The sequence below is a fragment of the Microcystis sp. M113S1 genome, from assembly GCF_020246945.1.
Classification (GTDB): domain Bacteria; phylum Cyanobacteriota; class Cyanobacteriia; order Cyanobacteriales; family Microcystaceae; genus Microcystis.
This window is the reverse complement of record NZ_JADBSA010000207.1, coordinates 1-13,804: the sequence shown is the minus strand read 5'-3', so window position 1 is coordinate 13,804 and position 13,804 is coordinate 1. Positions and strand designations below refer to the sequence as shown.

The 13,804-nt window shown below is 43.5% G+C and carries 13 protein-coding genes and 1 pseudogene; 9 read left to right on the top strand and 5 right to left on the bottom strand.

What is annotated here, in order from left to right:
• Positions 1 to 249: 249 nt before the first annotated feature.
• Positions 250 to 1,365: a TIGR03032 family protein gene (locus tag IM319_RS10655; RefSeq protein ID WP_287735563.1), complete on the bottom strand. Its 1,116-nt coding sequence runs from the start codon at positions 1,363 to 1,365 to the stop codon at positions 250 to 252.
• A gap of 294 nt (positions 1,366 to 1,659) precedes the next feature.
• Between IM319_RS10655 and chrA the strand changes: the two genes are divergently transcribed.
• Positions 1,660 to 2,817 (top strand): chromate efflux transporter, encoded by a 1,158-nt coding sequence (gene chrA, locus IM319_RS10650; RefSeq protein ID WP_287735562.1) that lies wholly within the window; start codon positions 1,660 to 1,662, stop codon positions 2,815 to 2,817.
• A 57-nt stretch (positions 2,818 to 2,874) separates the two neighbouring features.
• On the opposite strand, the gene hisG is transcribed toward chrA, so the two are convergent.
• From hisG to deoC, 3 genes are all read right to left on the bottom strand, one after another.
• Positions 2,875 to 3,525 (bottom strand): ATP phosphoribosyltransferase, encoded by a 651-nt coding sequence (gene hisG, locus IM319_RS10645; RefSeq protein WP_286826202.1) that lies wholly within the window; start codon positions 3,523 to 3,525, stop codon positions 2,875 to 2,877.
• 141 nt (positions 3,526 to 3,666) lie between these two features.
• Complete coding sequence (locus tag IM319_RS10640; RefSeq protein ID WP_287735561.1) at positions 3,667 to 4,398, bottom strand: HAD family hydrolase; 732 nt, start codon at positions 4,396 to 4,398, stop codon at positions 3,667 to 3,669.
• Positions 4,399 to 4,578: 180 nt separating this feature from the next.
• The gene (deoC, locus tag IM319_RS10635; RefSeq protein WP_286826204.1) at positions 4,579 to 5,256 is read right to left on the bottom strand and encodes a deoxyribose-phosphate aldolase; all 678 of its coding nucleotides are present in this window, start codon (positions 5,254 to 5,256) and stop codon (positions 4,579 to 4,581) included.
• 546 nt (positions 5,257 to 5,802) lie between these two features.
• Between deoC and acnB the strand changes: the two genes are divergently transcribed.
• The 8 genes from acnB (at position 5,803) to ureC (ending at position 13,529) form a co-directional block, all read left to right on the top strand.
• Complete coding sequence (acnB, locus tag IM319_RS10630; protein WP_287735560.1) at positions 5,803 to 8,412, top strand: bifunctional aconitate hydratase 2/2-methylisocitrate dehydratase; 2,610 nt, start codon at positions 5,803 to 5,805, stop codon at positions 8,410 to 8,412.
• Positions 8,413 to 8,551: 139 nt separating this feature from the next.
• Positions 8,552 to 8,845 (top strand): BrnT family toxin, encoded by a 294-nt coding sequence (locus tag IM319_RS10625; RefSeq protein WP_002735016.1) that lies wholly within the window; start codon positions 8,552 to 8,554, stop codon positions 8,843 to 8,845.
• Positions 8,793 to 9,059 carry a BrnA antitoxin family protein gene (locus IM319_RS10620; protein WP_002746336.1) on the top strand — a complete coding sequence of 89 codons (267 nt, stop codon included), beginning with the start codon at positions 8,793 to 8,795 and terminating at the stop codon, positions 9,057 to 9,059. Before IM319_RS10625 ends, IM319_RS10620 begins: the two co-directional genes overlap by 53 nt.
• 131 nt (positions 9,060 to 9,190) lie before the next feature.
• On the top strand, positions 9,191 to 10,006 hold the full coding sequence (locus tag IM319_RS10615) for a hypothetical protein (protein ID WP_287735559.1): 816 nt from the start codon (positions 9,191 to 9,193) through the stop codon (positions 10,004 to 10,006).
• 181 nt (positions 10,007 to 10,187) lie between these two features.
• Positions 10,188 to 10,334, top strand: coding sequence for an element excision factor XisH family protein (locus IM319_RS10610; RefSeq protein WP_353857195.1), 147 nt, complete (start codon positions 10,188 to 10,190; stop codon positions 10,332 to 10,334).
• Positions 10,322 to 10,663 carry a XisI protein gene (locus IM319_RS10605; RefSeq protein WP_287735558.1) on the top strand — a complete coding sequence of 114 codons (342 nt, stop codon included), beginning with the start codon at positions 10,322 to 10,324 and terminating at the stop codon, positions 10,661 to 10,663. The genes IM319_RS10610 and IM319_RS10605 overlap by 13 nt, the downstream gene beginning before the upstream one ends.
• 178 nt (positions 10,664 to 10,841) lie before the next feature.
• Complete coding sequence (locus IM319_RS10600) at positions 10,842 to 11,738, top strand: polyphosphate kinase 2 family protein (protein WP_287735557.1); 897 nt, start codon at positions 10,842 to 10,844, stop codon at positions 11,736 to 11,738.
• Positions 11,739 to 11,819: 81 nt separating this feature from the next.
• A complete protein-coding gene (gene ureC / locus IM319_RS10595) occupies positions 11,820 to 13,529 on the top strand; it encodes an urease subunit alpha (RefSeq protein ID WP_287735556.1) in 1,710 nt (569 codons plus the stop codon).
• Positions 13,530 to 13,663: 134 nt separating this feature from the next.
• On the opposite strand, the pseudogene IM319_RS22715 reads toward ureC, so the two are convergent.
• A pseudogene (locus IM319_RS22715) lies at positions 13,664 to 13,759 on the bottom strand (DUF4351 domain-containing protein); the annotation flags it as partial.
• Positions 13,760 to 13,804 lie beyond the last annotated feature (45 nt).

The following is a 13,804-nucleotide window of genomic DNA, read 5'->3' as shown; positions in this document are numbered from 1 at the left end:
CTACCAATTGGAAAGTTAGGCACTCATCTAAATCTATTATTCCCCATAAATATCATCAATGCTACTTGTCGTCACAAAACTTCCCATTAGAGCAACCTACATCTACATCTTTGTTCTAACATTTATTGGTAAAACTATATAATGCCGTCAGATTGCCGGGGGAGGATTTACCTAAACCGGGGAAGATATCCTTAACTAAAAAAGGAGTTGACATGATTTTTTCCTGAATAAAGAGTAAAAATTAAACAATTAAGCTGGCAAAGAAGGCACCATCCACACCGATTGAGTGCCGTCGAGGTCGGTATCCTGTCCAATTAGCGCCGGGTTGCGGTAGCCCGGGAGAACGGAGACGGCGAAAACCTCCTCCACGCCGCTATTAAACCAGAAAGTTGCCACCAGTTGACTGGTGGCTAGATTGACAATAGCCAACCCGCACCGCAATTGATTACGCCGCTCATCCAGGGGTAAACCGCCAAAGACCGCCGTTTCCCGAATTTGGGACAACCCGACAAAGGCGTGACCTTCCCAACAGTCCAAACCCCGGGTAAAACCGGGCAATTCGGCGATGATTTCTGTACTGCCAGTTTGGGGATGCCAACGGTTCAAGGTTCCATAACCGGAATTGAGAAAATAGAGATTACCTTGGTAAAGGCGGGGAGAATGGGGCATAGCTAAACCCCGCAGAATCACCTCTCCCCTCGGCACATCAATTAAGCATCCCCCTTGGGCTTTATTCTCTCGCCAGAGGCTTTCCTCGTTGGTTTCCCCCAATGCCGTCACATAGGCGGGGGTGCCGCTATTTTCAGCCATAGCCAAGCCATTGAGGTGACATCTATCTCCCGGGGCTAATTCAGTAATAAAGGGCGGTTTCCACTGGGGGAGAAAACTCCAATTTCCTTCGATGGTTGCCAGACAGTTAAACAGGGTATTGACCACCCAAAGGCGATTACTGCCAAAGGCCAAATCATGACCCATAATCGGCCCGGTGAGGTGAGAGGAACGGGCTAAAAAAGCGATATCCTGTTCCCTTTCTGGTTTAATCTGGGGGGCAATCTCTCGATTAGCCGGTAAATTCCAAACTGCGTTACGAGCGCCCACAGCAATTCCGGTAGCGGTTCGGGTTAAACCCATCGCTTGGTCAAAATGGGCGAAACTCACCCGCATTTGTCCTTGATAAGTGCCAATGCTGGCCACCCGTCCCGCTTGGTAGGTGGAAATCAACACCGAGAGGTCAAGCTGGTTGAGTAATTCCGGCAGATTGAGGCTGTACTCATAATTGACTGGCACCGCTTGGCGCTGAGTTGGACTCGCCGCTGGCTCTTGAGTATCTGAAAACTGGTTAGTGTTAGGCGGCAAGCTGTCCATAGAGTTGCTCTGGTATAGATTAGAATCGATTGTGATAATTGATTATTGTTTATGCTTTGTTGACTAAGGAGTTCTATTATAAACAAATTAATCAATATTATTGATAAAGTTTTCTTAATTTTTTTTGTATCAAATTTACTTGAACGGTAGTATTAAATACTTATAATTTAGTTTGTGTAAAACACTTTTGCAATTATGGAATTTTAGGATTGACGAGATCTAGCCAAGAATTTAACTTAAGCCTATATTCTTGGATATAAACTTGATTCTAGAAAAACTATTGGTAATCAGAAAATGCTGACTTCATCGCCTCCCAATCTCTCGCAACTTGCCCTTTTATTTCTCAAAATCGGGATTATCGGTTTTGGCGGTCCGGCTGCCCATATCGCTTTAATGGAGGAAGAAGTGGTTAAGCGTCGCGGTTGGATGACTAAGGAGCGATTTCTCGATTTGGTGGGGGCCACTAATCTGATTCCGGGTCCTAATTCCACGGAAATGGCCATTCATATCGGTTATATTTTTGGTGGTTTAGCGGGTTTAATAATCACGGGAGTTTGTTTTATCACTCCTGCGGTGTTAATTACTGGTTTTTTAGCTTGGATTTATACTACCTACGGGACTTTACCGGATGTGGCCACGATTTTTGCGGGGATTAAACCGGTGGTAATTGCGGTGATTTTTCAGGCACTCTGGCGCTTAGGCAAAAAGGCAATGAAAACCCGTCAATTACTGTTCATCGGATTGGGAGTTATCGGTTTATTAATCTTAGGTTTAAATGAAATTATCGCTTTACTTTTAGGCGGAATTATCGGGATGTTTATCCTAAAAAAATTCGCTACTTTCCCCCTGATTGTGGCAGGAATAGGCGGTGTGACGGCAGTTGCTACTCCTAGCAATATCCCACCGACATTAACAGGATTAGGGTTGTTTTTCCTCAAGGTGGGTAGTGTTTTATTTGGTAGTGGTTATGTGTTAGTTGCCTTTTTAGAAGGGGATTTAGTCCAGGGGAGAGGATGGTTAACTCAGCAACAATTATTAGATGCCATTGCTGTGGGTCAATTTACCCCTGGACCGGTGTTATCCACAGCCACTTTTATCGGTTATCAAATATTAGGAGTATCGGGGGCAATTGTGGCAACTCTAGCAATTTTTTTTCCTTCTTTTATCTTTGTCTTATTACTTAATCCCCTCATTCCTAAGCTGAGACAATCGCCTTGGGCGGGTGCTTTTTTAGATGCAATTAATGCTAGTGCTGTGGCTTTAATGGTGGCAGTAATTTTTAATTTAGCTCTAGCTACTTGGTTACAACCTTACGGGAATTTACCCTTTAATTTATTGGCTATCATTCTATCTCTTATCTCCGCTATTCTTTTACTACGTTTTCAAGTTAATTCTACTTGGTTAATTCTTGCTGGTGCGCTCCTTGGTTTACTATTGAAACAATTAGGTTAGGGGGAAATAAGATAAATCTACCCTTAATCCCCCCTTAATAAGGGGGGTGCTGATTTGTTAAACTTTTGCCATTGATGTAGTTGCTTCTCTGAGCTTTTCTACCCAGTTATAAATCCGATCGCAATCTAGTCTATAGCTGAGGGGATGAGCGATTAATCGAGCGCTACTAGCAAATAATTCGTCAATTTCTACTAAACCATTTTCCCGTAAAGTTCGACCGGTGGAAACTAGGTCAACTATCGCTTCTGACATACCCGTAATCGGTCCTAATTCTACGGAACCATAGAGAGGTATAATCTCGACGGGAATATCTAAACGACGAAAATAATCCTTAGCACAATTGACAAATTTTGAGGCAACTTTACCGTGATGGGGAATATCTAAGGGACTTTGATAGGGACTATCAGCAGGGACAGCTACCGACATCCGACAATAACCAAATTTTAGGTCAATTAAATTAGCCACATCGGGAGATTTTTCCAATAAAATATCATAACCGGCGATGCCTAATTGTGCCTGACCGTATTCTACATAAACGGGGACATCTGTGGCTCTTACTAATAAGGCTTTCGCTTGGTTAGTGGGGTCGGTAATCTGTAATTGGCGATTTTTTGAGTCAAGAAAGTCACTAAAATCTAAGCCAATTTTCTGAAATATTTGGATACTTTCGTTTAGTAAAGCACCCTTCGGTAAGGCAATTGTTAGCATAGAGGAAATTATGAATTGGGGTGTGGGGTGTGGGGTGTGGGGTGTGGGGGAAGAACCTAGGTTGGGTTGAAGCATGAAACCCAACGTCTGCATGGGTTACGCTACTGCTAACCCATCCTACAAATAATTGTGCCTCCCTACTTATCTGATAACCGAGATTGCAGTAAGTTCTCTAATGACCACATCAGCTAATTGTAAATCTTGATGGTTTTCCAGTTGCCAACTAATTGCGATCGCTGCTGCTTTGGCCTGTTTAGCCATTTCCCAATCGGCCCTAGTGTCCCCCACCATCAGGGTTTTGTCCACTGCGGTCCCCAAAGCTTGACAGGTTTCTTGCCATAATAAGGGATCGGGTTTACTTAAACCTCGATCGCATCCCCGGGCAATTTTAATATAATTTAATAGGTCATTTTCCTTGACAAATTGCTCAACTCGTGCTGTGGTATCGGAGGAAAGAATCGCTAATTGTAAACCGGCCGCGTGCAGATAACGAATGACTTCTAAACAGTGGGGATAGAGGGGATTTAAGCGGGGGGGAACCTTTTCATCGGCCGCTTGGAAGGCCGCTTTTGCGATCGCCATGGCCGTTAACCAATCGAGGCCAGTGGAAGCAATACAACCGGCAGCGACGATATGATTATCTCTGCGGCTGCCCACTGCCATTAAACCAGCAGGATTGAGACTATTTGCCCCAATACCAAAAGTTTTAGTTAATAAAGACTCTAAACCCGGAATTCGCGATTCAATGGCTTGTACCCGAGCTATAGCTCGATCGTACCAGAAAGCCCGCGAATCCTCTAGCGTACCGTCCTTATCAAAAACAATCCCTTGAATATCTCTAAATTCTCGATTACCACAGCGAATTATCGGCAAATAAACCTCCTTATTTTTATTGAATGTCAGCCATAATTTTAGCTGTCAGGAGACAGGATTCAGGAGACAGGATTCAGGAGACAGGATTCAGGAGACAGGAGATTATTTTTTATTTATTCTCCCCACTTCCCCACTTCCCCACTTCCCCACTTTCCTATACCTTTTAAACAGGATTTAGTATTATTCCTCAAAAGCGGCTTTTTGCTGACGGACTAAATCGACACCGCGGGAAGTCCCCAGACGAGTGGCCCCGGCGCGGATAAGAGCGATCGCTTGTTCTAGGGTACGAATTCCGCCGGATGCTTTAATTCCTACCCGTCCTTTGCTAATTTCCTTGAGAAACTTCACATCGCTAACTGTTGCTCCTCCAAACCAGCCGGTACTGGTTTTTAGATAACTGACTCCTGCATCCATGCAAATCTCCGCCGCTAAACGTTTCTCGGTGTCCGTCAGTTGCGAGGTTTCCAGAATCGCTTTTACCGTCTGGCCGGTTTCCTGACAAATACTAGCAATTTCTTGGAATAATTGCTCATATTTCCCATCTTTTAGCCAACCGAGATTAATAACCACATCTAACTCCTTAGCACCATTATCGGCAGCTTCTAAAGCCTCATAACGTTTAACTGCGGAGGTAGTGGCCCCCGCGGGAAAACCAATCACGGTAGAAACTAAAGTTTTTTTGCCGTGGAGTAACTGCACAGCTTGCTTAACGGCAGCGGGATAAACGCAGACGGTGGGAAAACGATATTGATCAGCCTGTTGACAGTAAGCCTCTAATTGTTCACTGGTGGCGGTGGGGATGAGGAGAGAATGGTCGATATATTGTGCTAAATCTAGATCAGAATCGGTGATAGCCATTATCTAAGCCTCAATATAGTCAATCGATCGCTATTTTCTCATTTTATGGAAGTCACACACTGCCTGCATCTCATTTTTGTCAATCTACTAAGTTGAGATTTTTAAGGGGAAACTCTCGGCTAAAATTGGGCGTTACTTTCGATTTTATTACTCAATGCAAGCTTTTGGGGGGTTCTACCCCCCAAACCCAGGAGCGCATTAGTTTTTCGGTGGGATGCTTACAGGCAGTTGTTAATATTTGTGTACTAATTTAAGAGTCACTCGACCGAATCTAAAACCTAATTGGTTAAGCTAAAAGCTTTGATGTGCTTAGTTTCTAACCTTCTTTTTAGGTGGGAGAATTGCCAGATTCTTTCTTTTGCCTCTTGCATGAGTGACTCTTGCCTTGAGAAGCTGATAATTGCTGATTGTCGGTGTTCCTGCAAATGTGAGATGCAGCCCACACAGCAAAGTCATCTCTCGTTAACCTAGAAATTCAGAGACTAGCAAAAATCCAGTAACCTAGGAAGAAACCGTCACAAGTGAAGACTAGGAGAGACTATATCTATGTTAGAAGCGTATCATCAGCACGTTGCCGACCGAGCGAAATTAGGTATCCCTCCCCTTCCCCTCAACGCTCAACAAACGGCGGAATTATGCGAAATGCTCAAAAATCCGACCGAAGAACTCAAGGGAGAATTGCTGACCCTGCTGCGTGACCGTGTTCCCCCCGGAGTTGATGAAGCCGCCTACGTTAAAGCGGGATTTTTAACAGGAATTGCTAAAGGTGAAATAAAATCTAACGTTATCTCCCCCCAAGGTGCGGTTAGCTTACTGGGAACCATGGTCGGTGGTTATAACGTTCATTCTCTGATTGAACTGATTAAATCCAGAGATATTAATATCGCCGCTGCCGCTGCCAGCGCTTTAAGTAAAACCCTGCTGGTATTCGATGCGTTTAACGAGGTTTTGGAATTATCCGACACCAATCCCTATGCTAAACAGGTTATCGATGCTTGGGCCAATGGCGCTTGGTTTATCGCTAAACCGAAACTTGCTAAAGAAATTACCGTCACCGTCTTCAAAGTACCCGGAGAAACTAATACAGATGACCTATCTCCCGCTCCCCATGCCACCACCCGGCCCGATATTCCCCTCCATGCTTTGGTAATGTTAGAAACCCGTCAACCCGGGTCCTTAGAAACCATTGCCGAATTGAAAAAATTAGGCCATCCGGTCGCCTATGTGGGGGATGTGGTTGGGACTGGTTCCAGCCGAAAATCGGCGATTAACTCGGTTCTCTGGCATATTGGCGATGATATTCCCTTTGTACCTAATAAACGTGCTGGTGGCTATATTTTAGGCAGTAAAATCGCCCCTATCTTCTTTAATACGGCCGAGGATTCCGGCGCTTTACCGATTGAATGCGATGTTAGCCAAATGAACACGGGGGATGTGATTAAAATTTATCCCTACGAAGGCAAAATCACCAACGAAGCGGGCGCAACTATTAGCACTTTTAGCCTCAAACCTGAGACAATTCTGGATGAAGTGCGCGCCGGCGGTCGTATTCACCTCTTAATCGGTCGCAGTCTCACCGATAAAACCCGTCACGCCTTGGGACTTGAGGCTAGTACCCTATTTACTCGTCCAACTATGCCTAGTGACACGGGTAAAGGTTACACCCTAGCGCAAAAAATGGTCGGCAAAGCTTGCGGTTTACCCGGGGTGCGGCCGGGTACTTCCTGTGACCCGATTATGACTACGGTAGGGTCTCAGGATACCACTGGTCCGATGACCAGAGACGAGTTAAAAGAGTTAGCCTGTTTAGGTTTTAGCGCCGATTTAGTCATGCAGAGTTTCTGTCACACGGCAGCCTATCCCAAACCGGTTGATATTCAAACTCATCACCAATTACCCGACTTTTTCTCTACCCGGGGTGGGGTCGCTTTACGTCCGGGAGATGGCATTATTCACTCCTGGTTAAATCGGATGTTATTGCCGGATACGGTGGGGACTGGAGGCGATTCTCATACTCGTTTTCCTTTGGGAATTTCCTTTCCTGCGGGGTCGGGTTTAGTGGCATTTGCCGCCGCTTTGGGAGTAATGCCTTTGGATATGCCGGAATCGGTTTTAGTCCGTTTTACGGGGGAATTACAACCCGGTGTAACTCTGCGGGATATTGTTAATGCCATTCCCTACGTTGCCATCCAAGAAGGCAAATTAACCGTGGAAAAACAGAACAAAAAAAATGTTTTTAACGGTCGCATTATGGAGATGGAAGGGCTGCCGGATTTGAAATTAGAACAGGCTTTCGAGTTAACCGATGCCACGGCGGAACGTTCCTGCGCTGGTTGTACGATTAAGTTAAGTACGGAAACAGTGGCGGAATATTTACGCTCTAATGTGGCTCTGTTAAAAAATATGGCAGCCCGGGGTTATAGTGATGCTAAAACTATCCTACGTCGGGTAGCAAAAATGGAACAATGGTTAGCTAGTCCCGTCCTGATGGAGGCGGATAAGGATGCCGAATATGCGGATATTATCACCGTCAATTTAAGCGAGATTAAAGAACCCATTGTCGCCGCACCCAATGACCCCGATAATATCAAGTTAATGTCGGAATGCGCTGGGGATAAAATTGATGAGGTGTTCATCGGTTCTTGTATGACTAATATCGGTCATTATCGCGCCGCTGCTAAGATATTAGAAGGGGCAGGAGTTGCTAAGGCTAAACTGTGGATTTGTCCCCCCACCCGCATGGATGAAAAACAATTACGCGATGAGGGAATGTATGGCATTTTTGCCGCTTCTGGGGCGCGTACCGAGATGCCGGGATGTTCCCTTTGTATGGGTAATCAAGCGCGGGTTGAAGACAGAGCGACGGTATTTTCTACCTCGACTCGTAACTTCAATAATCGCATGGGAAAAGATGCACGAGTCTATCTCGGTTCCGCCGAATTAGCGGCGGTTTGTGCGCTGCTGGGACGCATTCCTACCGTTGAGGAATACCTAGCAATTGTCACTGAGAAAATTAATCCTTTTGCTGGCGATTTATACCGCTATTTGAACTTTAATGAAATCGCTGGTTTTGAGGATGAAGGCCGGGTAATTCCCCTAGAAGATTTACCTAAGATTGAGGATATCTTAGGTATTCCTTCTGGTGTTTTGAGTTAGTTGACCGGTTATGGGTCATTTCGATCGAGGCGAAAGATTTCTTTTGATTTCGATCAAGATGACCCCTCTAACGATCGAATTTTCGACAATTATAGGATTTTTTTCGATATACGGAATGACAACTCGATAAAATAAAAATATGAAATTCGAGTGGGATCGACAAAAGAACCGAGCGAATATCATCAAGCACGATCTAGACTTCGCGGACGCGCAGCGGATATTTGAACATCCCATTCGAGTTTCCCTTGACGAACGAGAAAATTATGGCGAAGATCGATTGATAGGAATCGGTACGCTCGATGGCCGAGTGGTAGTTGTCGTTTTTACAGAACCGAGTAGAGATACAATTCGTATTATTTCACTTCGTAAAGCTTTACCCTATGAACGAAAACGATATGAACAATACCTCCGAGACGAATTGGGAGAAAGTTGACGCTCTTACGGAAGAGGAAATCGACACATCCGATATTCCGCCCTTAACCGAGGAGTTTTTTAGTAAATCGCGGTGGTGGAAACCTGTAGAGAAAGTAAATGTTCTTGTTCAAGTAGATCCCGAAACCCTAGCTTGGTTTCAATCACAGGGCGAGGATTGTGAACAAAAAATGTCCGCCGCTTTACGGATTTATGCGGAGGCTCACAAAGTATAGTCAAGTTTAGTTCGGGTACAAGCCACACAATAAAAAAGTTCGCTATCATTTTGAGCGGGATGAAAAGCCACACAATCTCATTTACCAATAAATCGCCTTAAATGAAATGATAAAAGTGAGTACGAAAAATTATGATTATAGATGTACCGACTGGAGATGATTTTAAATCCGCTGGCATTGATTTTTTAAATCTGGCTTGGGATACGCTGATAAGTTTATCTACAAAACTTAAGGATGCGGAATATTTTTATAATGTGTATTATAGCGATGAGAATGAAGAAGTAATCGATCAATTGTCATCTGAGCAATATTGGAAACAAGCACAACGTCCATTGAGTACAGCCCTTTCCCTTATTCAACAAGGAACCGAATTTCTCTTAAAAGGTCATATTGCTACAGTTAGCCCGTATTTACTAATTTTAGGAGATCCGAGTAATTATCCCAGTAAATCTCATGAGCGCAATATCCGTTTTAGTGAATTTAAAACAATTGATGCACAGGATTTAGTCAAAGTTTATAATACCGTATCGACTGGTCGATTACCAGATAACTTTCGACAAAGATTTGAAGATTTGAGAAGCAAGCGAAATATAATTATGCACACTGTAAATCCTGAATTATATATAAAAACTAAAAATCTGTTTGTTGAAATTCTAGAAATTTGTCATTATTTGATAGAGCCAAACTCGTGGATAAAAATTCGAGGACAATTCATTCAAAATGAACCTGAATCTGTTCTATATAGCCCTGAAACCAGAGAATTATATAATTGGCTGGCTTTAGAAATAAACCTTGTAATTGATTTATTAACACCTTCAGAAAATAATAAATATTTTAATTTTAATAAAAAAACAAGACGTTATTTCTGTCCTAGTTGTTATAGTGGTTTTAGGGAAGATTACGCAGACAAACAGATTCCAAGATTAGCTCAACTAATACCTAATTAACCAACTAGCAACACTATTTATTGCCTTGTATGTAATGAATCTTATGAAGTATTGCGGGAAGATTGCACAGCTGAAGATTGTCTGGGTAATGTCATAGATCCTGATGATGGTACATGTCTTACCTGTGGTTCGGACAATTTTCGAGATTAATTGTTGAAATTGTAATAAATATCTTGTATGTATTAATTTCTTTATTTTTTTAATCGGACAAGAAATCTACGAAAAGTTTTTCGCTCAAGCTGCCATACAAATAATCTTGCAAAAATATCAAATTTTATTGTTAATTGTTGACACTAATCATGAGGAAATCGTCCAATGGATAAACTAAATTATTATCAAAGCATAATCAAGAAAATTCTCACAGAATATGCAGACATTTCCTCACAAGTACCCGATCAAGACATAGAAGAAATATTGATATTTGACGATGATAGAAGCCAATATCTTTGGTTTAATATTGGCTGGAAAAATGGCAAACGAATTAAAGCAATTTCTGTTTATCTTCGTCTAAAAAATGACAAAATTTATATTGAAGAAGATTGGACAGAAGCAGGTATCGCCACGGAATTAATGCGCTTAGGAATTCCCAGCAGTGAGATAGTTTTAGCTTTTCAACCTCCCGAAGTGCGACAGTTTACCGAATTTGCGATCGCCTAAAAATTATTCTTTACTTTCTCGTCAGATGAGGAGTAGCTAAAATCGATTATTTAAATATACTTGTTTCTAGGTCATTTCTGCCAGTTCATCCCTGGCTTGCCGGTTCAAGAGTTAGATATTTTCCGAGCAAAAGTGCTACAATGTAATCTTAGGGGTCAAAACAATCAAGGAGAAGAGCATGGTCAGCAAAATTGATCGCCACGCATTTTTACAATCCTTAATCGTGCCACCGGGTAAAGAAATTTCTCTGCACAAAGACTACGATCCCGGGTTTAAACCCGACTACATTACCAAAGAAGATGCCACGCTGCTGCTGCAACAGGGTATCGAAAAAATGGCCGAGTTTCAAGATAAACTCTATGCCCAGGATACCTATGCTCTGTTAATTAATCTGCAAGCCATGGATGCGGCGGGTAAAGATGGTACGATCAGACACGTTATGTCCGGCTTAAATCCCCAAGGCTGTCAGGTATTTAGCTTTAAAGTTCCCTCGGCCGAAGAACTAGATCACGATTATCTCTGGCGATATTATAAAGCCTTACCGGAGCGGGGTCGTATCGGTATTTTTAATCGTTCTTACTACGAAGAATTATTAGTTGTGCGTGTCCATCAAAATTTATTGGAACGGCAAAAACTCCCCCCAGAAGACAGAACCAAGAAAGTTTGGCATCGACGTTTTGAGGAGATTAATAATTTTGAAAAATATCTGGTTAACAATGGGGTTATTGTCCTGAAATTCTTTCTCAATGTTTCTAAAGGAGAACAGAAAAAACGATTTTTAGAAAGAATTGATCGCCCTGAAAAAAACTGGAAGTTTTCCGAAAATGATGTCAAAGAAAGGGCTTTTTGGGATGATTACATGAAAGCCTACGAGGAGGTATTCAATCACACCAGTACCGAGTGGGCTCCTTGGTATATTATCCCAGCTGATCGCAAATGGTTTACCCGTTTAGCTGTGGGGTCGGTTATTTATTACACCCTGGAATCCCTCGGTTTAAAATATCCCACCGTCACCGAAGAACATCGCCAAGCTTTACTGAAAGCCAAAGAAATCCTCGAAAACGAGCCAGATTAAAAATGGAAGAAAATCCCGAAAAAGCGATAATTGCCGGAAAATCGATCGTATAATCGATCTCGATTTTAAAGAATTCCCCCTATGAATTATCGCATCGATCGCCGCACCTATGCTGAAACCTACGGCCCCACCATCGGGGATAAAGTTCGCCTGGCAGACACGGAATTATTTATCGAAGTCGAAAAAGATTTCACCACCTACGGCGATGAGGTAAAATTCGGCGGCGGTAAAGTAATTCGCGATGGTATGGGCCAATCCCCCATTTCTAGGGAAGATGGAGCGGTAGATCTAGTGATTACTAATGCCTTAATTCTCGACTGGTGGGGCATCGTTAAAGCCGATGTGGGCATTAAGGATGGCAAAATTTATCAAATCGGTAAAGCGGGTAATCCCCACATTCAAGATAATGTCGATATTATTATCGGTCCTGCCACCGAGGCATTAGCCGGGGAAGGGATGATTTTGACAGCAGGGGGGATTGATGCCCATATTCATTTTATCTGTCCCCAACAAATTGAGACAGCGATTGCGTCGGGGATTACCACGATGATTGGTGGCGGGACCGGACCTGCGACGGGAACTAATGCCACCACCTGCACCCCGGGAGAATGGAACATCTATCGAATGCTAGAGGCGGCCGAAGCTTTCCCGATGAATTTGGGTTTTTTGGGCAAAGGCAATAGCAGTCAGCCGGAAGGACTAGCGGAACAGGTAAAAGCGGGGGTAATTGGCTTAAAACTCCATGAAGATTGGGGAACCACTCCGGCAGCCATTGATACCTGTTTAAGCGTTGCCGATAAGTACGATGTGCAGGTGGCAATTCATACCGATACTCTCAATGAAGCCGGTTTTGTCGAGGCAACTATCGCCGCTTTTAAAAATCGCGTCATTCACACCTACCACACGGAAGGGGCCGGCGGTGGTCATGCTCCCGATATTATCAGGGTTTGCGGGGAAATGAACGTTTTACCCTCCTCTACTAATCCCACCCGTCCCTATACGGTGAATACCTTAGAGGAACACCTTGATATGTTGATGGTTTGTCATCATCTGGACCGTAGTATTCCGGAAGATGTGGCTTTTGCTGAATCCCGCATCCGCCGAGAGACTATTGCCGCCGAGGATATTCTCCACGATTTAGGGGCTTTTAGCATAATTTCCTCCGATTCTCAAGCTATGGGACGGGTGGGAGAAGTAATTATCCGCACTTGGCAAACTGCCCACAAAATGCGGGTACAACGGGGCAGACTGACCGGGGAAACGGGCGAGAATGATAATCTGCGAGCAAGACGATATATTGCTAAATATACGATTAATCCTGCTATTACCCATGGTGTCTCCGATTATGTCGGTTCCATCGAGGTGGGCAAATTAGCCGATTTGGTTCTCTGGAAACCGGCATTTTTTGGCGTAAAACCGGAAATTGTCCTGAAAGGCGGTTTAATCGCCTGGGCGCAAATGGGCGATGCTAATGCCAGTATTCCCACACCGCAACCGGTTTATATGCGTCCCATGTTTGCCTCTTTTGGTGGTGCGATCGCCAAAACTTCCTTGACATTTGTTTCTAAATATGCTATGAAAGCGGGCATCCCTGAGAAGTTAAAGCTGAAAAAAACCGCCGTGGCCGTGTCGAATACGCGCAATATCAGTAAGGCCAGTATGAAGCTCAATGACGCTTTACCGCGCATGGAAGTTAATCCCGAAACCTACGAAGTGCGCGCTGACGGGGAATTATTAATCTGTGAACCTGCTACGGTTTTACCCATGGCCCAACGCTATTTCTTATTTTGAATTCTGGTTTTTTTAAAACCTTATTTTTGGAGCTTTGTGGGAGTCAGGGGAGTGGGGAGTTAGAGGGGTTGGGGGAGATATGAAATTAATTGTTTCATAACCTCATAAGTAGCCTATACTCAACGGATTTAGTATGAGGTGACTTCTTTGCTGACAACTACTGTACCGTAGGGAGAAAGAAGGGTTTCTAAGAAGTCTTTGCTAAATTTATCCCAAATAAAGCGAGTCACGGATGCAACCAGTTGTCTAAATCCGTCAAAGTGTCAAAGTCTAAT